Origin of the sequence: Rhodoferax sp. GW822-FHT02A01, assembly GCF_038784515.1 — a bacterium.
Classification (GTDB): Bacteria; Pseudomonadota; Gammaproteobacteria; order Burkholderiales; family Burkholderiaceae_C; genus Allorhodoferax.
The window spans coordinates 322060-341958 of record NZ_CP152376.1; the positions used below are offsets into that span (position 1 = coordinate 322060).

24 protein-coding genes are annotated in these 19899 nt (G+C 60.5%); 7 read left to right on the forward strand and 17 right to left on the reverse strand.

Annotation, left to right across the window (positions count from 1 at the left end):
- The first annotated feature begins 42 nt into the window (after positions 1-42).
- Positions 43-1374 carry a GH1 family beta-glucosidase gene (locus AAGF34_RS01470; RefSeq protein WP_342618862.1) on the forward strand — a complete coding sequence of 444 codons (1332 nt, stop codon included), beginning with the start codon at positions 43-45 and terminating at the stop codon, positions 1372-1374.
- 22 nt (positions 1375-1396) lie between these two features.
- On the opposite strand, the gene AAGF34_RS01475 is transcribed toward AAGF34_RS01470, so the two are convergent.
- From AAGF34_RS01475 to malQ, 5 genes are all read right to left on the reverse strand, one after another.
- The gene (locus tag AAGF34_RS01475) at positions 1397-2575 is read right to left on the reverse strand and encodes a carbohydrate ABC transporter permease (RefSeq protein WP_342618863.1); all 1179 of its coding nucleotides are present in this window, start codon (positions 2573-2575) and stop codon (positions 1397-1399) included.
- Positions 2572-3576 carry a sugar ABC transporter permease gene (locus AAGF34_RS01480; protein ID WP_342618864.1) on the reverse strand — a complete coding sequence of 335 codons (1005 nt, stop codon included), beginning with the start codon at positions 3574-3576 and terminating at the stop codon, positions 2572-2574. The genes AAGF34_RS01475 and AAGF34_RS01480 overlap by 4 nt, the downstream gene beginning before the upstream one ends.
- A 27-nt stretch (positions 3577-3603) precedes the next feature.
- Positions 3604-4908 carry an ABC transporter substrate-binding protein gene (locus tag AAGF34_RS01485; protein ID WP_342618865.1) on the reverse strand — a complete coding sequence of 435 codons (1305 nt, stop codon included), beginning with the start codon at positions 4906-4908 and terminating at the stop codon, positions 3604-3606.
- Between the two features lie 50 nt (positions 4909-4958).
- Complete coding sequence (locus AAGF34_RS01490; RefSeq protein WP_342618866.1) at positions 4959-5960, reverse strand: ABC transporter ATP-binding protein; 1002 nt, start codon at positions 5958-5960, stop codon at positions 4959-4961.
- Positions 5961-6089: 129 nt separating this feature from the next.
- Positions 6090-7610 (reverse strand): 4-alpha-glucanotransferase, encoded by a 1521-nt coding sequence (gene malQ / locus AAGF34_RS01495; RefSeq protein WP_342618867.1) that lies wholly within the window; start codon positions 7608-7610, stop codon positions 6090-6092.
- A 105-nt stretch (positions 7611-7715) separates the two neighbouring features.
- Here malQ and AAGF34_RS01500 point away from each other — a divergent pair, with 105 nt between their 5' ends.
- The 3 genes from AAGF34_RS01500 to AAGF34_RS01510 are packed head-to-tail and all read left to right on the forward strand — an operon-like array spanning position 7716 to position 11343.
- A complete protein-coding gene (locus AAGF34_RS01500; protein WP_342618868.1) occupies positions 7716-9347 on the forward strand; it encodes a peptide chain release factor 3 in 1632 nt (543 codons plus the stop codon).
- Positions 9347-10171, forward strand: a complete 825-nt coding sequence (locus tag AAGF34_RS01505; RefSeq protein WP_342618869.1) for an HAD family hydrolase — start codon at positions 9347-9349, stop codon at positions 10169-10171. The genes AAGF34_RS01500 and AAGF34_RS01505 overlap by 1 nt, the downstream gene beginning before the upstream one ends.
- On the forward strand, positions 10168-11343 hold the full coding sequence (locus AAGF34_RS01510) for an MFS transporter (RefSeq protein WP_342618870.1): 1176 nt from the start codon (positions 10168-10170) through the stop codon (positions 11341-11343). The genes AAGF34_RS01505 and AAGF34_RS01510 overlap by 4 nt, the downstream gene beginning before the upstream one ends.
- A gap of 29 nt (positions 11344-11372) precedes the next feature.
- Here the strand turns inward: AAGF34_RS01510 and AAGF34_RS01515 are convergent, their stop codons facing one another.
- The 4 genes from AAGF34_RS01515 to AAGF34_RS01530 are packed head-to-tail and all read right to left on the reverse strand — an operon-like array spanning position 11373 to position 12861.
- Positions 11373-11591, reverse strand: coding sequence for a hypothetical protein (locus tag AAGF34_RS01515; RefSeq protein WP_342618871.1), 219 nt, complete (start codon positions 11589-11591; stop codon positions 11373-11375).
- Positions 11592-11594: 3 nt separating this feature from the next.
- Positions 11595-11978, reverse strand: coding sequence for a VOC family protein (locus AAGF34_RS01520; RefSeq protein ID WP_342618872.1), 384 nt, complete (start codon positions 11976-11978; stop codon positions 11595-11597).
- A gap of 35 nt (positions 11979-12013) precedes the next feature.
- Entirely contained in the window at positions 12014-12508 is a 495-nt protein-coding gene (locus tag AAGF34_RS01525; RefSeq protein WP_342618873.1) for a GNAT family N-acetyltransferase, read from the reverse strand.
- A complete protein-coding gene (locus tag AAGF34_RS01530; RefSeq protein WP_342618874.1) occupies positions 12508-12861 on the reverse strand; it encodes a DUF1304 domain-containing protein in 354 nt (117 codons plus the stop codon). Before AAGF34_RS01530 ends, AAGF34_RS01525 begins: the two co-directional genes overlap by 1 nt.
- Positions 12862-12991: 130 nt before the next feature.
- Between AAGF34_RS01530 and AAGF34_RS01535 the strand changes: the two genes are divergently transcribed.
- Both AAGF34_RS01535 and AAGF34_RS01540 read left to right on the forward strand, forming a co-directional pair.
- Positions 12992-13363 carry a metalloregulator ArsR/SmtB family transcription factor gene (locus AAGF34_RS01535; RefSeq protein WP_342618875.1) on the forward strand — a complete coding sequence of 124 codons (372 nt, stop codon included), beginning with the start codon at positions 12992-12994 and terminating at the stop codon, positions 13361-13363.
- A complete protein-coding gene (locus AAGF34_RS01540) occupies positions 13360-13893 on the forward strand; it encodes an SRPBCC family protein (protein ID WP_342618876.1) in 534 nt (177 codons plus the stop codon). The genes AAGF34_RS01535 and AAGF34_RS01540 overlap by 4 nt, the downstream gene beginning before the upstream one ends.
- Positions 13894-13926: 33 nt before the next feature.
- On the opposite strand, the gene AAGF34_RS01545 is transcribed toward AAGF34_RS01540, so the two are convergent.
- The 8 genes from AAGF34_RS01545 to AAGF34_RS01580 all read right to left on the reverse strand — a co-directional run bounded on the left by AAGF34_RS01545 (position 13927) and on the right by AAGF34_RS01580 (position 18634).
- The gene (locus AAGF34_RS01545; RefSeq protein ID WP_342618877.1) at positions 13927-14547 is read right to left on the reverse strand and encodes a LysE family translocator; all 621 of its coding nucleotides are present in this window, start codon (positions 14545-14547) and stop codon (positions 13927-13929) included.
- 11 nt (positions 14548-14558) lie between these two features.
- Entirely contained in the window at positions 14559-14966 is a 408-nt protein-coding gene (locus tag AAGF34_RS01550; RefSeq protein WP_342618878.1) for an SRPBCC family protein, read from the reverse strand.
- Between the two features lie 40 nt (positions 14967-15006).
- Entirely contained in the window at positions 15007-15282 is a 276-nt protein-coding gene (locus AAGF34_RS01555) for a cupin domain-containing protein (protein WP_342618879.1), read from the reverse strand.
- A 77-nt stretch (positions 15283-15359) separates the two neighbouring features.
- Entirely contained in the window at positions 15360-15800 is a 441-nt protein-coding gene (locus AAGF34_RS01560; RefSeq protein WP_342618880.1) for a YiiD C-terminal domain-containing protein, read from the reverse strand.
- Positions 15801-15923: 123 nt separating this feature from the next.
- Positions 15924-16265: a zinc ribbon domain-containing protein YjdM gene (locus AAGF34_RS01565; protein WP_342618881.1), complete on the reverse strand. Its 342-nt coding sequence runs from the start codon at positions 16263-16265 to the stop codon at positions 15924-15926.
- 724 nt (positions 16266-16989) lie between these two features.
- Complete coding sequence (locus AAGF34_RS01570; RefSeq protein ID WP_342618882.1) at positions 16990-17523, reverse strand: DUF1993 domain-containing protein; 534 nt, start codon at positions 17521-17523, stop codon at positions 16990-16992.
- Positions 17524-17528: 5 nt separating this feature from the next.
- Positions 17529-17741 carry a DUF4287 domain-containing protein gene (locus AAGF34_RS01575; protein WP_342618883.1) on the reverse strand — a complete coding sequence of 71 codons (213 nt, stop codon included), beginning with the start codon at positions 17739-17741 and terminating at the stop codon, positions 17529-17531.
- A gap of 224 nt (positions 17742-17965) precedes the next feature.
- Positions 17966-18634 (reverse strand): glutathione S-transferase family protein, encoded by a 669-nt coding sequence (locus AAGF34_RS01580; RefSeq protein WP_342618884.1) that lies wholly within the window; start codon positions 18632-18634, stop codon positions 17966-17968.
- 159 nt (positions 18635-18793) lie between these two features.
- On the opposite strand from AAGF34_RS01580, the gene AAGF34_RS01585 reads away from it, so the two are divergent.
- On the forward strand, positions 18794-19891 hold the full coding sequence (locus AAGF34_RS01585) for a PA0069 family radical SAM protein (protein ID WP_342618885.1): 1098 nt from the start codon (positions 18794-18796) through the stop codon (positions 19889-19891).
- Positions 19892-19899 lie beyond the last annotated feature (8 nt).

Sequence of the window (19899 nt, forward strand, 5' to 3'; positions counted from 1 at the left end):
TTCACAGGACAATGAAGCCCGCAAACCTTGAGGACGAATCGAATGACTTTGGACCCGCTGCTGTCGCCTGCACGTTTTGAATGGGGCTGCGCCACCTCGGCCTTCCAGATCGAGGGGGCGAGCACGGTTGATGGCAAAGTGCCCAGCATCTGGGATTCCTTCTGCGCGCAGCCCGGCCGCATCCTGGACGCGAGTGACGGCAGTGTCGCCTGCGACCACTACCACCGCTTGGCCGAAGACGTGCAGTTGATCGCCAACCTGGGTTTCAAGCACTACCGCTTTTCGATTGCATGGACGCGCATCACGCGCCAGGACAACAGCCTGAACCCGGCCGGCCTGGACTTCTACAAACGTCTGCTCGATGCGCTGGAGAAGCACCAGATCACGCCCAACGCCACGCTGTTCCATTGGGACTTGCCGGCCCATTTGGAAGGTGGCTGGCTGAACCGCGACACGGCATACCGCTTTGCCGAATATGCCGACCTGGTGGCACGCCACCTGGGTGACCGCCTGCCCCGCGTGGCCACGCTCAACGAGCCCTGGTGCAGCGCCTTTCTGGGACACGACCTGGGCGTGTTTGCACCGGGCGTACAAGACCGGGCGCAGTCGCTGGTGGCAGCCCACCATCTGATGCTGGCCCATGGTCTGGGCCTGCAGGCCTGGCGCGCGGTACGCACCGACACCTCGCTGGGCATCGTGCTCAACCCGGAGTTGAGCGACCCTGCCAGCAGCCGCCCCGAAGACGTACAGGCCGCGCGCCTGGCCGAGCTGGAACGCAACGACTGCTTTCTGAATCCGCTCTTTGGCCGTGAATGGCCGCAAGAACTCTTGCAGCAGATTGACGCGCTGAATGCCACGCGCAAGGAAGGCGATCTGGCCATCTGCGCGCAACCCATGGACTTCATGGGCCTGAACTACTACACCCGCACCATTGCCCAGGCGCCAGCGGGTGGTCGCGATGTCGAGCGCGGCTACGCGTTTGTTACGCCGACCGCACCCAAGCCACTGACCGACATCGGCTGGGAAATCTATCCGGAGGGTTTGACCCGCGTCGTGCAGAACCTGCTGCACCAATGGCCGTTGCCCGCACTGTGGATCACCGAGAACGGGGCAGCGGACAACACCGGTGTGACGGATGGTGCTGTGAACGACACCATGCGCTGCGACTATCTGCAGACGCACCTGGAGCAGGTGGCCGGGCTGATCCGCAACGGCGCCGATATCCGCGGCTACTACGTATGGAGCCTGCTGGACAACTTCGAATGGGCGCAGGGTTACAGCCAGCGCTTTGGCATCGTGCATGTTGACTTCCAAACCCAAAAACGTACACCGAAACGCAGCGCGCTGATGCTGCAGCGCCTGCTTCAGGCCTGACTCTCCCTGCTTGCTCAAATCCCTAGCCGCCCTTCACCGAACCGGACAACAAGCCCCGCACAAAGAAGCGTTGCAACGAGAAGAACACCGCCACCGGCACGGCGATGGACACGAAGGCGCTGGCAGTCAGGATTTCCCAACTCTCACCACGGGAACCCAGCAAATCGTTGAGCTTGATGGTCAGCACCACATGGTCGGGTGACTTGCCCAGAAACACCAGGGCCACCAGGAAATCGTTCCACACCCACAGGAACTGGAAGATGGCAAAGCTCGCCAGCGCGGGCAGCGACAGGGGCAGCACAATGCTGGTGAATATCTGGTAGTGGGAAGCGCCATCCATGCGCGCGCTCTCGATGATGTCGCGCGGCAGCGCTGCGATGTAGTTGCGCAGCAGGTAGATGGCCAGCGGCAAGCCAAAGGCAGAGTGCGCCAACCACACACCCAGGAAGGACTTGGACTCAATGCCCAACGCCGCCCCCAGCTCGTTATACAGGCGCAGCAGGGGAATGAGCGACATCTGCAGCGGCACCACCAGCAGACCGACCACCACGATGAACAGCCATTTGCGACCGGGAAACTCCATCCAGCTGAAGGCGTACGCGGCAAACGCTGCAATCAGTATGGGAATGAACGTAGCTGGGATGGTGACTTCAAACGTGTTCAGGAATGCCTGGCCTACGCCCTCGGATGCCACCACGCGGGAGTAGTTCTGGGTGCTGAAGGTGGGTGGTGTCTCGGCCACGTAGAAGATACGAACGCCCTTGTCCTTGTCATACGGTGCCGTCAGTTCCAGCCGGTAGCTGCTGTCTGCGGCCACCGTCAACGTGCCGTCGGGTTTGCCGTCCTCCTCGTCAAATATCTGGCCGTCTGCCACTTCGACCGTGCTGCCTGCATCGTAGCGGTCGGGTTTGGAGGATTGCAGGGAGAACTTGCGGATGTGCACATGCGCATCCTGCGCAAACAGGCGGCCGGTGATGACGTACTTGTCGCCATCCTGCACCACGCTCTGCGCACCGCCAGTGCGTCGCATGTCGGCGCGCTTCTGTGTGGACATTGCCGTCCACCAGCCGCTGGAGATCAGCTGGTCCTTTTCCCGAAAGCTGGAAACCAGCAAGCCGAAGGTGGGCATGACCCAGAGCGCCACGATCACCAGCAACAGCAGCTGCGCCATGATGGATGGCAGGGAGAAATACTTTTTCATCGCTGCGCCTCCTCGGTGCGAAAGCGCCGGATGTTGAAGGCCATCACCGGGATCACCGCAAACATCAGGACCATGGCCAGAGTGGAGCTGCGGCCGTAGTCACCGCCGCCACGGAACATCCAGTCGTACATGAGGTTGGCCAGCACACTGGTATCCCACTGGCCGCCGGTCATGGCCATCACCACATCAAACACCTTGAGTACCGTGATGGTGATGGTGGTCCACACCACCACGATGGTGGACATCACCTGCGGCACCATGATTTCAAAAAATATCTGCAGTCCGCTGGCGCCGTCGATGCGGGCGGCCTCTATGGTGTCGGTGGGCACACCGCGCAGAGCAGCCGACAGAATCACCATGGCAAAGCCGGTCTGTATCCAGATCAGGATGGCCATGAGGAAGAAGTTGTTCCAGAACGGCAGCGTCACCCAGGCTTGCGGCTTCATGCCCAGCCCCATGACGATGGCGTTGAGAATGCCGATCTGCTCGGCATCCGGCCCCTTGAAGTCGAACACGAACTTCCAGATCACGCTGGCGCCCACAAAGCTGATGGCCATGGGCATGAACACCATGGACTTGGCAAAGTTGCCCCACCACACGCGGTCCGCCAGCACCGCCACCACCAGGCCCAACGCCGTGGCGGTGGCTGGCACCACCAGAAGCCACATGAAGTTGTTGCGTATGGTGATCAGGAAGTTCTGGTCCACAAACACCCACTGGTAGTTGGACAGACCCACAAAGGTCTCGCCCGTGGCATCAAAAAAGCTCAGACGGAAGGTCTCGAACAACGGGTAGAAAAGATAGACAGCCAGGAGCAGCAAGGCAGGCGCCAGAAACAGCCAGGGCCGTATGCCGGACTTGAGCCCTTCCTTGCGATTTCTGCTGGCGGACGTTGCGTCCACCAGCCTGTCGAGCAACAGGTTGCTGCCTGCAAAGTACAGCAGGCAGAACGCGATGCTGACCACCACGGCGGTAAGCGTTTGAACTAGGGATTCATTCATGGCAGTCAGCTCGCGTTGACGGACTCGTTACTTGATGGCGTCCCAGCTCTTCTGGATTTCGTCGGCCACTTCCTTGGCGGAGGCACCTCCGGAGTAATTGACCATGCCCTTCCAGAAGCTGCCTGCGCCCACGGCGCCGGGCATCAGGTCGGAGCCATCAAAGCGGAACGTCGTGGCACCCAGCAGGATCTCGCCCTGCTTCTTGAGCGCCTTGGTCTTGTACTTGTTCATGTCCACACCCTTGAACGGCGTGAGGAAGCCGCCTTCGGCCATCCAGATTTCATGGGCCTGCGGATGTTGCAGGTATTCCATGAAGGCACGCGCACCCTTGCTGTCCTTGGTGATGGTCATGATGGTGCCGCCACCTTCCACCGGGTTGCCCAACTTCTTGCTAGCAAACGAGGGGAAGTAGAAGAAGTCCGCCTCATCGGCCTTGCCATCGGGGAAGAAGGCCGGAATGAAGCTGGCCTGACGGTGCATATAGCACTTGGGTGGCGAGCCAAACAGACCCTTGGGGCTATCCTTGAAGCTGACGGTGGCCACTGCCTTGGCACCGCCGTCCACGTAAGCATCGTTCTTGGCGAACCAGCCATAGGCCTCGATGGCCTCAATCACGCGCGGGTCGTTGAACTTCATCTTGTTGCTGACCCAGTCGTCATAGACCTCTGGCGGGTGCAGGCGCAGCATCATGTCCTCCACCCAGTCGGTGGCAGGCCAGCCGGTAGCGGCGTCGCTGCCCAGGCCGATACACCAGGGCTTGGCACCGCCGTCAGCAGCCATCTTCTTGGTCAGGGCCTGCAACTCCTCCATGGTCTTGGGCACTTTGTAGCCCCTTTCCTTGAAGTTTTCCGGGATGTACCAGACCAGGCTCTTGACGTTCACGTTGTAGAAAAAGCCATAGAACTCCGGCTTGCCGGCCTTGTTCTTGTAGGTACCCAGATCGGCCCAGGACTGACCCGCGGCGTAGTTCTTCTTGACCCACTCCTGCACCTTGGGACCCAGCGGCGTCAGTCCACCGATGGCAGCCATGTTGGCGGCCAGCCCGGGTTGTGGGAACACCGAGATATTGGTAGGTGAGCCCGCCTTGATGTCGATGACGATCTGCTGCTCCGAGCTTTGCGAACAGGAGTGCTTTACCGTGGCGCCGGTGGCCTTTTCGAAATTGGCAACAACTTTCTTGAACATGCCCTCTTCGGCTCCGGTCCAAGGACAGGTAATGGTGATCACTTCCCCCTTGAGGTCCGGCCCCTTGTAGTCCGCCGCCACAGAGGGCGTGACCACGGAGCACAGTGCCAGCAGCGAGCCTGCGGCGATTGCGGTTTTCTTGAACATACCTGTCGTCTCCTGAAAGTGCTTGGCGGCCAATCCGCAAAGCAAAAAAATTACATGCTTTTTCCGTCCGCACCAAAGCGGTAGAGATGTTCCGGTGCAAAGGCCAGCGCAATGGTCTGACCCGGCTCATGCGCCAGCGTGCCGTCCATGCGCGCAGTGATTTCCCCCAGTGCACCGGCCTGCATATAGGCAAAGGTTTCATTGCCCAGTTTTTCCGAATGCAGCAGCGTGCCCTGGATCGGTCCGCCCTCCTGCACCTTGAGGTGTTCGGGGCGCAGGCCCACGGTGGTGGCGCCCAGGCGCGCAGCGAAGTCACCGCTGATGAAGTTCATCTGGGGTGAACCGATGAAGCCTGCTACGAACTGGCTCGCGGGTTTGTTGTAGAGCTCCAGTGGGCGGCCCACCTGCTCCACCCGGCCCTTGTTGAGCACCACGATCTTGTCGGCCAGGGTCATGGCCTCGACCTGGTCATGTGTCACATAGATCATGGTGGCGCCCAGGCTGCGGTGCAGCGTGGCCAGCTCCACCCGCATCTTGGTGCGCAGGGCCGCATCCAGGTTGGACAGCGGCTCGTCAAACAGGAACACTTTGGGATTTCGTACGATGGCGCGCCCAATGGCCACGCGCTGGCGCTGGCCGCCCGAGAGCGCCTTGGGCAGGCGCTGCAGGTACTCGCGCAACTGCAGGATGTCAGCCGCGGCGTTCACCCGCTTCGCAATCTCTTCCTTGGGCACCTTGGCAATCTTGAGTGCAAAGGCCATGTTGTCGAACACCGTCTTGTGCGGATACAGCGCGTAGCTCTGGAACACCATGGCCACGCCGCGGTCGCTGGGTGGCAGGTCGTTGACCGATTCGCCGCCTATGGTCAGGGTGCCGCTGGAGATTTCTTCCAGCCCGGCAATCATGCGCAGCAAGGTGGTCTTGCCGCAGCCCGACGGGCCGACGAATACAGCGAATTCGCCCGGCTCAATGTCCAGATCCACACCGTGGATGACGTGTACTTTGCCGTAGCTCTTCTGGATTCCGCGCAGGCGGACGTCTGACTGACTCATGTAGGGCGCTCCTGTAGTGGACGCCAGAGAGTGGCCTCCAAAAACGTTTTTGATTTTGCCAAAAACGTTTTTGGAAGGTGCTAGTGCTTTCCCTAGTGGCCTTTGTAAAGATCGGTCGGTGGGCGGCGTTTACGCCGGAAGTTGCAGTCGCGCGAAGCGGGTGCGGCCGCTGACGGCCGTGATGCGAGCGAGCCGCTCAGCGTGCTCGGGACGCACCCAATCCCAACGGAAGCGCCAGGTCCAGCAGCCCATGGTGCCGGGTGTGTTCATCCGGTGGTAGCCGTCCAGCCCCAGCACATCCTGGAACTGGCACAGCGCGTGGTTGGCCACCGACAAGGCGCAGGCGCGGATCATGGCCCAGTGCACGTCATGGCCGTCGGTACCCAGGTATTCGGCGGCAAAGGCCCGCTCACGCGGGCTGCAACATACCCACCAGCCCAGTGCCATGTCGTTGTCGTGCGTGCCGCAGTAGACCACCGTGTTGGCCACATAGTTGTGCGGCAAGTGGCTGCTGGTGGCGTCCTCGGAAAAACCAAACTGCAGCACCCGCATGCCCGGGAACCCGGTGCTCAGCCGCAAGGCATCCACCTCGGGCGTGATCAGCCCCAGATCCTCCGCAATGATGGGCGGCTTGCCCAGGGCGCGCTCCACCGCCTCAAACAGGGCAATGCCCGGCCCCTTGACCCAGCGGCCATGGATAGCGGTTGGTTCGGTGACTGGTATTTCCCAGCAGGCTTCAAAGCCCCGGAAGTGGTCGATGCGGATCAGGTTGGCCAGCTGCAGCTGACGCCGGATGCGCTCCACCCACCATTGGTAGCCATCGGCCGCCATGGCCTCCCAGTCGTACAGCGGGTTGCCCCAGCGCTGGCCTTCCACTGCAAAGTAGTCGGGCGGCACACCGGCCACCACGCTGGGCTGGCCTTCGTCATCCAGCAGGTAGAGGTCCGGGCGGGCCCAGCAGTCGCAGGAGTGGTGGGCAATGAAGATGGGCAGATCACCCACGAGGTAGACCCCCTTGGCATTGGCATAGGCCTTGAGGGCTTGCAGCTGCACGTCGAACTGCCATTGCACAAAGGCCCAGAAAGCTATTCCCTGCGCATGGACGTTGCGCGCTTGCGCCAGTGCGGCGGCGTTTCGCCGGGCCAAGGGCGCAGGCCAGTCGGTCCAGAGGTCGGTGGCGTAGTGCGCATCCAGCGCCATGAACAGGACGTAGTCGTCCAGCCAGGCGGCGTTGTCCTGCTGCCATTGCGCAAACTGTGCTTGCGTGGGCGCGTCAGCCTTCTCGCAGAAGCCTGCAAAGGCCAGGCGCAAGCGCTCCATGCGCCAGGGCAGCACTTCCTCGAACCGAACATGTTCCGCGATGAAGGTGTTATGCAGCGCGGCGACATCCAGCCAGCCCTGCTGCACCAGGGGCTCCAGGGCCACCAGATACGGGTTGCCCGCCAGGGCCGAACGGCCCATATACGGCGAATTGGCCAGGCCGATGGGGCCCAGCGGCAGGGTCTGCCACAGGGTTTGGCCGGCCGTGTGCAGCCAATCCACAAAGTAATAGGCGTTGGGTCCCAGGTCCCCGCTCCCATGGGGCCCCGGCAAACTGGTCGGATGCAAGACAATGCCCGCACTGCGTTGGTTCAAGAGATCGTGGTGCAAAAAGTTAGCTCCTTCCGGTTGGGGGCTGCAGCAAGAATAGCGCCAATCCGACCTGTCTCACCCAGCCGGTAAAATCCCGCCTCCCACCCTCGATCTGGAACCCCCTTGTCTTTTGCCAACGAAACCCGGCGTCGCCGCACCTTTGCCATCATTTCCCACCCGGATGCGGGTAAAACCACGCTGACGGAAAAGCTGCTACTGTTCTCCGGCGCAATCCAGATCGCCGGCTCGGTGAAGGCGCGCAAGGCCAGCCGCCACGCCACCTCCGACTGGATGGAAATCGAGAAGCAGCGCGGCATCTCGGTGGCATCGAGCGTGATGCAGATGATGTACCGCGACCACGTCATCAACCTGCTGGACACCCCCGGGCACAAGGATTTCAGTGAAGATACCTACCGCGTGCTGACCGCGGTGGACTCAGCGCTGATGGTGATTGACGCGGCCAACGGCGTGGAGTCGCAAACCCGTCGCCTGATCGAGGTCTGCCGCCAACGCGACACACCCATCATCACCTTCGTCAACAAGATGGACCGCGAAGTGCGTGAGCCGTTGGACATCCTGGACGAAATCGAACGCGAGCTGGGCATGCCCTGCGTGCCCATGACCTGGCCGGTGGGCCAGGGCAAGGCCTTTGGCGGCATCATCAACCTGCGCACCAAGGCCATGACCGTGTTCGAGAGCGGCAGTGAACGCCGCCCGCAGGACTTTGACACAGTGCCGCTGGACAACGCCGACTCGCTGGCCCAGCGTTTTGGCCATGAGTGGACCTCGGCCATCGAAAGCATGGAACTGGCCACGGGCGCATCGCCCGCATGGGACCATGAAGCCTTTCTGGCCGGCAAGCAGACACCCGTGTTCTTCGGTTCCGGTGTGAACAACTTCGGTGTGATGGAAGTGCTGGACGCGCTGGTGGACCTGGCGCCCGCACCCGGTCCGCGCACCAGCTCCTTTGTTGTCAACAAGCAGCCGGTCATCAAGCAAGTGCAGCCGGAAGACGAGGCTTTCAGCGGCGTGGTGTTCAAGGTGCAGGCCAATATGGATGCCAACCACCGCGACCGCATTGCCTTTGTGCGCATGGCGTCGGGCAAGTACACACCGGGGATGAAACTCAAGGTGATGCGCACCGGCAAGGAGCTGCGCCCCACCAGCGTGGTAACCTTCATGAGCCAGCGCCGCGAGGCGGTGGAAGAGGCCTATGCCGGTGACATCGTGGGCTTCACCACCCATGGCGGCGTGCAGCTGGGCGACACCATCACCGACGGCAGCGTGAACCTGATGTACACCGGTCTGCCCTTCTTCGCCCCCGAAATGTTCATGACCGTGGTGCTAAAGAACCCGCTGCGCACCAAGCAGCTCCAGCAAGGCCTGGCGCAGTTGGGTGAAGAAGGCGCGATCCAGGTGTTCCGCCCGGAGATGGGCGGCAACATGCTGCTCGGCGCCGTGGGGCAGTTGCAGTTTGAAGTGGTGCAGCACCGCCTCAAGGGCGAGTACGACGCAGACATCCGCCTGGAGGGTAGCCAGTACACCGGCGCGCGTTGGATCACTGCCGACACGCCCAAAGAGCTGCAGGAGTTCATCAACGCCTACCCGCAGCGCATGGCGCGTGATGCGGCCGACACGCTGGCCTACCTGTGCACCAGCCCGTATGACGTGCGGCTGGCGCAGGAGCGCTTCCCCAAGATCCACTTCCATCCGCTGCGCGAACACGCGGGTCTGGCATTGCAGTCCGCCGGCTGATGCAACGCATGCGGCCCCTGCACGACTGGCCCGTATCCGAGCGCCAAGCCGTCGTCGGTGTGTTCACCGACATTGACGACACGCTCACCACGCACGGCCACATCACCCCGGACGCCCTGCAGGCGCTCCAGCAGCTCAAGGCCGCCGGGCTGCAGGTAATTGCCATCACCGGCCGCCCCATTGGTTGGTGCGAGCGACTCGCCCGCGGCGACGCAGACACGGGACACGCGCCCTGGCCACTGGATGCAGTGGTTGCCGAGAACGGTGCCGTGGCCTGGGTCGGACCTGCGTCCAACCGCAGCAAGATCTACCAGCAGGAAGCCGCAGTGCGGGCGCGCAACCGGGCGCGCATGCGCTCCGTGGCAAGCCGCATCACCAGCCAGGTACCGGCGGCGCAGATCACGCGCGACAGCGATGGCCGGGAGACCGACCTGGCCATAGACGCAGCCGAATTCGCCCAGCTGACCCCGCAGGAAATTGCCCAGGTCGTTGCGATCATGGAGGCTGAGGGCCTGCACACCACCGTCAGCAGCATCCACATCCACGGCTGCTACGGTGTCTTCAACAAGTGGCGTGGTGCCTGCTGGATCGCTCAGCAACTGCTGGGCCGCCGTCTGGAAGATGAAATCGGGCAGTGGGTCTTCGTCGGAGATTCCGGCAACGACGTGGCCATGTTCGAGCACTTCGTCCATAGCGCCGGGGTTGCCAATATCCGCACGGTGGCCGATCGCCTGTCGCACCTGCCGCGCTACGTGGCTCCGTCCGAGCGTGGCGCTGGCTTTGCCGAGGTGGCCGCAGCCATCCTGCAGGCGCGCCAGCCATGAACAACACCGAAGCCCCCGCCGGCAGCCGCCTCGGGCTGGCAGCCATTTTCGGCTCTACCTTTTTTGCGCTGGTGGGTTACTTCATCCTCACACCTCTTTTGTTGCTGCGGCTCAAAGGGGCAGACGTCAGCAGCACCGTGGCAGGGCTGTTCGTTGCCACCGGGTGGCTGGGTATCTTCGTGATGACACCGTTTGCATCCACCGTGACCAATCGCATGGGCCGGCGGCAATGCATGTGGCTGGCCTCTGCGGTGCTGATGCTGTGCGCCCTGCTGTTCACCCTGACACAGCAACTGGTGCTGTGGTTTGCGCTCAACCTGCTGTCGGGCATCGCCATGTCCTTGCGCTGGGTGCTGGCAGAGGCTCTGATTGCCGAGTTCTGCCCGCCGCAAAAGCGGGGACGCTATGTCGGGCTATTCCAGACGCTGGTCAGCGCGACCTTCATCATCGGCCCCACGCTCCTGGTCTGGCTGGGCCCGCAGAGCAGCATCACACTGTGGGCGGTCAACGGGCTCAACCTGCTGGGCCTGCTGTGGACGGCGCTGATTCCCCCTGTCCCCTCGGCAGCCGATGCCGGCATCGCCCACGTGGGCGTGCGCGGCTTGTGGCACGCCCTGATGGAGCACCCCATCATCATGTTGGCCGGCTTCGTGGGCGGCTTCTTTGAGACGGGGGTGACCTCGATACTGCCCCTGTACGGTCTGGCCCTGGGTCTGAGCGGTGCTGCCGCTGCCGTCATGGTGTCCATCAGCGGCCTAGGTGGTGTGGCGCTGACCATTCCCGCAGGCTACATTTCCGACCGTTTTATCAATCAGGCACGGGGCCGTCGCACACTGATGGTGTGGTCAGCCTCCATCATGCTGCTGGCCACGCTGGCGCTACCTTGGGTGGCCCACACACCCGCGCTGGCCTGGCCGATCGTGTTCGTCTGGGGCGGCGCCGGTGGCGTGCTGTATTCCATGTCCATGACCGACATCGGCGCACGTGAGAAAGGCATCACCCTGGTCAATAGCACGGCGGTGCTGGTGCTCACCTATACGCTGGGTGGTCTGGTGGCCTCGGGCGTGTCGGGCGCGCTCATCGACTGGTCACCCACCCTGGGCTTTCCGGCGTTGCTGGTACTGGTAGCGGCCATCGGGCTGGTGGCACTGGTCCGCTCACACAGAAACTGACTGCCAGCAATCGCGTACGCGAGCCAGGCCTACTGCTGGCCTGCGCGTTCCTTTTCGTATTCCTCGTAGCTCTGCTTGTTCACACCTTTGAGGCACTGGTCCACATCGCCCGGCGGCAGGTGATTGCAGTAATTCACGGCACTCATCTTGTTGCCTTCGTACCAGCTACGTGCCGTGCATCCGGTGATGGCACCCATGCCCAGCACCAGCGCCAGCGCCATGCAAGCCATGGTTTGTATCGACTTCATAAGCTACTCCTCATACAGTTCCAAGGGCAGACCATCCGGGTCGGCAAAGAATACAAAACGCCTGCCCGTGTACGCATCCACCCGGATGTCTTCCACGACCAATCCCTTGGACTCCAGCTCCACCTTGCACTGCGCCACATCCGCAACGGCAAAAGCCAGATGCCGCAGACCACACGCCTCCGGGTACGACGGGCGCGGTGGTGCGGCAGGAAATGAGAACAGCTCGATCTGCGAACCGTCGGGCAAGACCAGATCCAGCTTGTAGGACTGACGCTCCGCACGGTAGTGCTCGGCCAGCACGCGCAAGCCCAGCGTCTCGGTGTAGAAGCGCTTGGACGTGGCGTAGTCAGAGCAGATGATGGCGGCGTGGTGTATGCGCAGCAACATGTGCGTATGAAGATGGTGTGCTGGCGGCAACCCAGCTAGCGAGGGTTGCAGCGCACGAACTGCTGCTCCGTCACCACGGAACCCCATTGGTTACCCGGACTCTGGTGCACCAGTTCAAACCCATACGACTCGTACAGGTGACGCGCCGCATCCAACCCGGCAAAGGTCCATAGCTGCGTGCTGCGATAGCCGCAGGCGTCCACGAAGTCTATGGCCTGCTGCAACAGGCGTCGGCCCATGCCCTGGCCCTTGATGGCGTCCGACGTGATGAACCAGCGCAAGTGGGCGTGATCCGTGTCTGCGTGCGAACCGTCGATGATGACGGAGCCCTCCACGTTGCCGCCCTGCTCCACCAGCCACAGGCCATCGCGCCCCGGCTGGTAATAGGTGCAGAAATCCGCCAGCTCGCGCGCCACCTTGGCCTCGAAGGCCACACCAAAACCGTGGGTGGCTGCGTAGTACGTGGCGTGCAGTTGCGCAATGCGGCCTATGCAGCCAGGGCGGTAGCCTTCATGCAACTCGGCTTGCATCAGGCAGACAGACCCACAAGGGCCAGCCCCACGGCAGCAGGCAAGGCCTGCACAAACAGTATCTTGCGGCTGACCGTAACAGCACCAAACACACCCGCCACCAGCACGCAGGCCAGGAAGAAGACCTTGATGGAACTGTCCGCAGAGACGATGCCCCAGAACAGGCCCGCCGCCAGAAAGCCGTTGTACAGCCCCTGGTTGGCTGCCAATACCTTGGTGGACTGCGCCCGTTCCGCCGTGAGGCCGAAGGCTCTGCGGCCAGCGGGCTTGTCCCACAGGAACATCTCGAGCACGAGGAAATAGGCGTGGAGCAGGCCGACCAGACCTGTGACGATGTTTGCTGCAATGGCCATAGGGGTAAGGGTTCGAAAACAACAAGCGTTGCATGGTAACCGCTGGGGCCAGAACCGAGGTGCTTTGCCTCCTCAAAAATATTCAACCAAATGGTTGACAATTGTTTGGGCGGCACATATATTCAACTTCATGGTTGAATATGAAACACCTCAACTCGACGCCGTCTTCCATGCACTGGGAGACGCCACCCGCCGCAGCATGCTGCGCAGCCTGGCCCAGGGCGAGCGCACCGTGAGCCAACTGGCGGAGCCCTTCTCCATATCGCTGGCCGCGGCCTCCAAGCACATCAAGGCGCTGGAAAACGCTGGGCTCATCCAGCGCGAAGTGCATGGCCGCACGCACTTCTGCCGTCTGGACCCTGGCCCCCTGGCCAGTGCCAACCAATGGCTTCTCTACTACCAGGACTTCTGGAACAGCCGCCTCAATGTGCTGGAGCGGCTGCTCACTGAAGAGGCAAACACTTCACCCAAACCCGCACCCAAGAAAGGAAAAGCCAAATGACTGCCACCCTTGCACCCGACGCCTATGGCGTATTGACCGATCCCGTGACGCTGAAGATGCAAAGGCTGTTGCCCGGCCCCATCGAACGCGTCTGGGCCTACCTGACCGACAGCGACCTGCGCCGCCAGTGGCTGGCATCGGGTCTGATGGAGTTGAAAGTACAGGCGCCTTTCGAGCTGGTCTGGCGCAACGACGAAGTGACCGACCCGCCCGGCGAGCGCCCCGAAGGATTTGGTGAAGAGCACCGCATGCAGTGCCGCATCCTGGAGCTGGACCCCTTGCGCAAGCTGGTGTTCACCTGGGGCGTGAACTCCGAAGTGCGCTTCGAGCTGGAACCGCAGGGAGAAAAAGTGCGCCTCACCGTCACCCACCTGCGCGCACCGGACCGCGGCGTTCTGCTCAACGTCAGCGCGGGCTGGCACACCCACCTCAATATCCTGCAGGCGCGTCTGGCTGGCGAGAAGCCGCTGCCGCTATGGGACATGTGGCGCAGCCTGCGCGCGGAGTATGACCAGCGCCTGCCGCAGTAAGGGAGACAAGGCACGCACACCGCGTGCCTTGCACTAGCGGTTGTTCGCCGCCAGCTTGATGCCAAAGCCGATAAGTGCCAGACCCGCCAGACGGGTGGCCAACCGGCGCGCGGACGGGATGTTGCGCAAGGCACTGGCCACCTTGTTACCCACCAGCACCAGCGCCCACTGATACAGCAGGCTGATGACGGTGACGTGCACCATCATCACGGTCAGCGTCACCGTGGACGCTTGGGGCTTGAGGAACAACGGGAAGAAAGACACAAAAAACAGGATCACCTTGGGGTTGGTCAGGCTCACGGTAAACGCCTGGCGGAAATACGACCAGGGCGAACGTGTCGGCTCCGGAGCTCCTTCTGCTGTATTGATCTTGGTACGGATGAGCCCCACTCCCATCCAGATCAGATAGGCCGCGCCAAACCATTGCAACGCCTGAAACAGCACAGGGTTGGCGCGCATGATGGCCGCTAGTCCGGCTGCAGCGGCCACCATGAACACAAAGTCGCCACACAAGGTGCCAACCACCGCCGCCATGCCGGCACGCGCACCATTGCGCGCAGTAGCGTTCAGGATCGCGATGGTGCCAGCGCCGGGAATGAGCTGGAAGACCAGGATGGCGAGTACGAAACTGGTGTAGTTCTGGATATCAAACATGGCTGTTCACTTCACGAACGGGATTCAACGTGTCTGGCAAAGTTGTCCAGGATGGCTTGCCAGCCCTGGCGTTGCTGATCCGGCGAATGCTCGGTCTCTGCATCGAATGTGACACGCACGGTGACACCATCGGTGCCCGGCACAAACTCAACGAGGCCAGCGCGTTCTCCAAACGCATAGGCAATCAGCGCATGCGGCACGACCTTGGTATAGGTTCCGGCAAAGTCGAAACCAAAACTGCCGTCCTTGGCCTCCATGCGTGATGAGAATGCACCGCCTGCGCGCAGGTCGACCGTGGCCCGAACCGTGTGCCAATCGGGAGAGGCCGTGTTCCATTGCACGATGTCATCTGGTGTGGTGTAGGCACTCCAGACCTTGGCGATCGGGGCTCTGACAAAAGTTTCAACCGTGATTTGCATGGCATGTCTCCTTTTCTGATCAACCGATGGTCGCACTACGTTACTTGAGTTCGATCTCCACAAACGAGAACTCATAGTCATTGATGTTGATGACATTGTGGGCAACGCCCGTGAGCTTGGCGTAAGAGCCACCCGCCACCAACTCAACATCACGAACACCGTCAGGCTCGACCAATCGGAGTTTTCCCGTCGTCAACGGCACCACCACGTAATCGTGCCCATGCACGTGGTCACCGGTATCCGCGCCTGGGGGAAAAGTCCACTTGGTCACGATGACGCGTTCGTTTTCTACCTGAAGTGTGGGAATTGCGTGCATGGTTTTCTGTGTTGCGGTGATACAAGTTCACCTGGGTGGAAGGTGCAAATATTATGCCGCCACGCTCTTGCCCATCGCTACCCCAGGGCAACAAACTCGCCCTTGAAACGACCAGCTATTTGGCTCTCGTACACAAGATCCGAACGCACGGAGACACGGCCTTTGCCCTTGCGACGCAGCATGGTTTTGAACCTCTCCCAGCCTTGCGGATCGTCAAGCTGCGAGACGGCGAGGAACTCACCTGCTATGGGATTGTCATAGCTCATGGTGTTCTCCTGAATCACCAACCGCGCGGCAATACCCTCAGCGCTCAAACGGGTCTGTATCAGACACCACGCAGCCAATATCGCCAGCGCCGAAGCACTGCCACCGAAGACCGTCTCCCTATGATTGATATTGGGTTGGAGTGGTGCGCTCAAGGTTACGGACTCCGGTTCCACTGAGACGACGGAAACCGACATGGCCTTGGATAGCGGGATATGTGCGTGCAGGTATTGCTGTAGTGCGGGTGGCGTCATGTGTGTCAATTGGTACTACCGTAGAGCAGCATATGAGACTTCACCGATTAGTTCACCAACGACACGCAAAACCGTAGCGGAGCGGAGGCTTTGCGTGGTGTCGGGTGCAACGCCCAGTTAGCGCTATGCTTTTTTAACAAATTCTGATTTCAATTGCATGGCTCCAACGCCGTCTATTTTGCAATCAATATCATGATCACCTTCAATGATTCGTATATTCTTTGCTTTTGTGCCAACCTTGATTACAAGCGATGAGCCTTTTACTTTAAGGTCTTTGATTAAAGTTACCGTATCACCGTCAGCGAGAATATTTCCGTTCGCATCGCGGACGATTTTCTCTTTTTCGGAATTCTCCTCTACAGATTCAGTTGTCCATTCGTGAGCGCATTCTGGACAAATAAAAATACCGCCATCTTCATATCCGTATTCGGAGCCACATTGGGGGCATTTTGGAATATTGCTCATTGCGTATACCAGTCAAAGCAAAAATATAATATCCAGCCACAAAGCGCGGAGCGTTGGTTCGTGACCGGGTTTGTCAGTATACAAAATTTTGAAAACTCCAACCTGCCAAGCGACTGTTCAATTTCTTATTTTTCCGACTCGGGCAAGTTTTTTGCAGCTCCTAGAGTGCAAAAATTCAAAGAGAGTAATGCAATAAATATTTTTGCATTAGTCAGCGTGTGATTATCGGGATATAGACGCCAACGTTGAGCTGAGCGGCGACTTGAAATAGGCAGGAGACACCCTAGCTGCGGACGCTACAAGGTGCAAACGGCCTCTTCCTGTGCGAGTCTGCCAGATCCAGCGCGTGGCTTATGGCCCCGCAGTGGTAGGTGCCGTGGTCGATCAGGTTCCCGCGAAGACAGCTCCTGCGTGTTCGTGGAATCATGCGTCTCGGCCCCACCGCTGAGCAGCGAGCGAAATTGAACTGGACTGCGTGTGCATCAGGGTTGATCTGCGCCACCGCCGAGCCTTCAATGCTCCTAGTGTCCCAGGGATCCCATTCGCACTTGAGTTTGACGCCGTTTCGCTTCAGGCGGACGCCGTCGTAGTCGATACCCACATCGACACCACCATAGCGGGCATAGACCTTCCACCCCATGGATTCCAGGCGAGACAGGACAACTGAAAACTCTTCGTTCCCGAGGTTGTCAATCTTGGACAGACTGCGCATTGGGTGGTTTCGTTAACGTGGAGAAGGCTGCACGGTGTAGCGATGGAACCCATCGAAATCCTGCTTACCCAACGGGACGCCTTGGTGGCGAAGCACAGCGTAAGCCGCTGTGAAGTGAAAGAAAAAATTGGGAAGTGCGTACTGAAACAAAAACTCTGGGGCAGACAACCGGACCAACGCTTCGCCAGCCCGACTCTCAGTGACGCGAGTCCCAGCAGTAACGAACTGACTGGGCTCCAAAGCTCCCAGAAGTAGCGCAGCCCGATCAATCCGAGCATGAAGACCTTCAAAGGTTTCGGGAAATGTCCCTTCAGTTGGTACCGCTTCACCTGCAAGCGGAAACGCGGCGCGCAAAGTAAAGTTGGCAGCAATCGCCACCTGACGCTCGAAGGACAACATATCGGGCGCCAGCTTGGCCGCGAGTAGATCTGACGGACGAACGCCTCGCTCCGTAGCAAAGCGTTCTGCTTTAGATACGAGGTCCCGCAGTTGGGCGAGGTAGCGGAGAAATACGGGAACGGACGCGTCGTGTAGCGAGAGGGACATGGGATTCAAGGCTTCTTTGACGCCATAACGTGGGCAACGATGGCATTGGCATGACCGTGCCCCAACCCATGCTCAGACTTAAGAAGCGCAACAATTTCCATGTGCTTCTTGTCTTTGTTTTTGCGAACCAGATCGAGCCAATGGTCGATTGGTTTTCCGTACTTTTGCTCGATAGACGGAAAGTACGATGCAGGGCCTTTGACCTTCTCAGTTGCCATGTGGGACTCCGGTTATGGGTAGTGACTTGGAATACGAGACAGGAAGAATGCCACGGATGCGGCATTGTTTCTACAGCTTGCTCCGCTTGCTGGCGCACACCCCGAAAGCGCCAAACCCAACAGGAGCGAACACGGCGCTTGAAAGGGTGGCAATCGCCTGAATCCTCATGGTCGCAACTTCTGCCGCTACTGTCGCCTCACCAACCGAACGGAGATCGACATGCCTACACATCATGCAAAGTGGGTTGGGTACGGGCGCTGTTGAAGACAGCAAACTGCGCCGCAAACGCGCGTTGGAAGGCAGGCCTAGCTTCGGCGCGCGCAATGTAAGCGCAGAGGCTTGGGTACTCTGAAAGCAAGTTCGAGCTCCCCAGCCTGCGCAACACCTGCACCATGAGTAAATCACCTGCACTGAATGTGCCGTCTAGCCAATCAAAGGTCCCCAGCCTTTCAGAAAGTTCCCCAAGCCGAATGCGAATCAGGTCTTCCATGAGGGGCAGGCGCTCGAAAAACCAAGGTTTGTCCCGTTCCATGTATACGGTGTTTTCCAGCTGAGTGATCACCGGCTCCACAGTCGACACGGCAGCAAACATCCAGGTGATGGCACGCGCACGCGCGTCGGGATCATCCGGCAGAAGCCCTGTGTGGTTCTGTGCAATATGAAGGACGATGGCTCCTGACTCGAACAGTGCAAGACCGCCGCACTCGTAGGTTGGAATTTGTCCGAATGGCTGTAGCGTGCGATGGGCTGTTTGCTTCATCTCCGCAAACGATAGAAGTCGAACGTCGTAAGGTTGCCCAACCTCCTCGAACGCCCAGCGAACCGGCATATCCCTTGCCAAACCACGCCCTCTATCTGGCGATGCTGCAAACGCAGTAATTACAGGATGCATGGATGAATCTCCATTGGGTGCGTACTTCCAGACTCACTAAGGGCCTAGTCTCTCTCAACCCTGCGACGAATAGGCTGAACTTGCTTGTGCCGCCTATTGCACCGAAAGGGGCTGCTCTTTATACTGTATATACAAACAGCATAAAGATATCAAGACCCCATGTCCACCCACCCCCTGCACTTCGTCAAAGGCCGCGGCTCGGGCTCCAACCCGGGTTCGCGCTTTGACGCGTTTCAGCGCGAGGCGCTGGCGCCGGAGTTGCAGCACTGGCCGGGGGACGAGGAGCCGGATGCGGAAGACGCGCCTTCTGCCAAGACCATCGTCGTGCAGCAGCAGGCGCGCTCCATCATCAGCCGCAACCAGTCGCCCGATATTGGTTTTGACCAGAGCATCAACCCCTACCAGGGCTGCGAGCACGGCTGTGTGTATTGCTATGCGCGGCCAACGCATGCGTATCTGGGGCTGTCGCCGGGCCTGGACTTTGAGACGCAGATATTTGCCAAGGTCAACGCCGCCGCGCTGCTGCGTGCCGAATTGTGCAAGCCGGGCTATGTGCCAGGGCTGATCGTGGTGGGGTCCAATACCGATCCGTACCAGCCCACGGAACGCAAGCTGGGCATCACCCGCTCTGTGCTGGAGGTGCTGGCCGAGGCGCAAGTGCCGGTGGGCATCATCACCAAGAACGCGCTGGTGACGCGCGACCTGGACATTCTCAGCGGCATGGCGCGCAAGGGCCTGGTGCAGGTGAATGTGTCGGTGACCACGCTGGACCACGCGCTGGCGCGCAAGCTGGACCCGCGTGCCAGCTCACCCACCAGCCGCCTGCAGGCGATAGAGACGCTGGCAAGTGCGGGCATTCCGGTGGCGGTGTTCAGCTCGCCCATGATTCCTGCCATCAACGATGTGGAGTTGGAGAAGATCATGCAGGCTGCAGCAGAGGCCGGTGCGCGCTATGCCACGTATGTGCTGCTGCGTTTGCCGCTGGAAGTGCGCGACCTGTTTGTGCAGTGGCTGCAGCAGCATTACCCGCTGCGCGCCGAGCATGTGATGCACCGCGTGCAGCAGATGCGCGGCGGCAAGGATTACGACCCCGACTTTGCCACCCGCATGAAGGGCAGCGGCCTGTTTGCCAGCCTGCTGGCGCAGCGCTTTCAGATTGCGCTCAAGCGCTACGGACTGCAGAAGCCACCCACCTTGGCAGATGTGTCGCAGTTCACACCGCCCCAGGTGCCCAGCGCGCAAAGCAGCCTGTTCTAGCGCATGCG

Bases quoted from the DNA above. Each gene is read 5' to 3' on its own strand.
- AAGF34_RS01470 (WP_342618862.1), top strand. From the start codon at position 43: ATGACTTTGGACCCGCTGCTGTCGCCTGCACGTTTTGAATGGGGCTGC.
- AAGF34_RS01475 (WP_342618863.1), bottom strand. From the start codon at position 2,575: ATGAAAAAGTATTTCTCCCTGCCATCCATCATGGCGCAGCTGCTGTTG.
- AAGF34_RS01480 (WP_342618864.1), bottom strand. From the start codon at position 3,576: ATGAATGAATCCCTAGTTCAAACGCTTACCGCCGTGGTGGTCAGCATC.
- AAGF34_RS01485 (WP_342618865.1), bottom strand. From the start codon at position 4,908: ATGTTCAAGAAAACCGCAATCGCCGCAGGCTCGCTGCTGGCACTGTGC.
- AAGF34_RS01490 (WP_342618866.1), bottom strand. From the start codon at position 5,960: ATGAGTCAGTCAGACGTCCGCCTGCGCGGAATCCAGAAGAGCTACGGC.
- AAGF34_RS01505 (WP_342618869.1), top strand. From the start codon at position 9,347: ATGCAACGCATGCGGCCCCTGCACGACTGGCCCGTATCCGAGCGCCAA.
- AAGF34_RS01510 (WP_342618870.1), top strand. From the start codon at position 10,168: ATGAACAACACCGAAGCCCCCGCCGGCAGCCGCCTCGGGCTGGCAGCC.
- AAGF34_RS01515 (WP_342618871.1), bottom strand. From the start codon at position 11,591: ATGAAGTCGATACAAACCATGGCTTGCATGGCGCTGGCGCTGGTGCTG.
- AAGF34_RS01520 (WP_342618872.1), bottom strand. From the start codon at position 11,978: ATGTTGCTGCGCATACACCACGCCGCCATCATCTGCTCTGACTACGCC.
- AAGF34_RS01525 (WP_342618873.1), bottom strand. From the start codon at position 12,508: ATGCAAGCCGAGTTGCATGAAGGCTACCGCCCTGGCTGCATAGGCCGC.
- AAGF34_RS01530 (WP_342618874.1), bottom strand. From the start codon at position 12,861: ATGGCCATTGCAGCAAACATCGTCACAGGTCTGGTCGGCCTGCTCCAC.
- AAGF34_RS01535 (WP_342618875.1), top strand. From the start codon at position 12,992: ATGGTTGAATATGAAACACCTCAACTCGACGCCGTCTTCCATGCACTG.
- AAGF34_RS01540 (WP_342618876.1), top strand. From the start codon at position 13,360: ATGACTGCCACCCTTGCACCCGACGCCTATGGCGTATTGACCGATCCC.
- AAGF34_RS01545 (WP_342618877.1), bottom strand. From the start codon at position 14,547: ATGTTTGATATCCAGAACTACACCAGTTTCGTACTCGCCATCCTGGTC.
- AAGF34_RS01550 (WP_342618878.1), bottom strand. From the start codon at position 14,966: ATGCAAATCACGGTTGAAACTTTTGTCAGAGCCCCGATCGCCAAGGTC.
- AAGF34_RS01555 (WP_342618879.1), bottom strand. From the start codon at position 15,282: ATGCACGCAATTCCCACACTTCAGGTAGAAAACGAACGCGTCATCGTG.
- AAGF34_RS01560 (WP_342618880.1), bottom strand. From the start codon at position 15,800: ATGACGCCACCCGCACTACAGCAATACCTGCACGCACATATCCCGCTA.
- AAGF34_RS01565 (WP_342618881.1), bottom strand. From the start codon at position 16,265: ATGAGCAATATTCCAAAATGCCCCCAATGTGGCTCCGAATACGGATAT.
- AAGF34_RS01570 (WP_342618882.1), bottom strand. From the start codon at position 17,523: ATGTCCCTCTCGCTACACGACGCGTCCGTTCCCGTATTTCTCCGCTAC.
- AAGF34_RS01575 (WP_342618883.1), bottom strand. From the start codon at position 17,741: ATGGCAACTGAGAAGGTCAAAGGCCCTGCATCGTACTTTCCGTCTATC.
- AAGF34_RS01580 (WP_342618884.1), bottom strand. From the start codon at position 18,634: ATGCATCCTGTAATTACTGCGTTTGCAGCATCGCCAGATAGAGGGCGT.
- AAGF34_RS01585 (WP_342618885.1), top strand. From the start codon at position 18,794: ATGTCCACCCACCCCCTGCACTTCGTCAAAGGCCGCGGCTCGGGCTCC.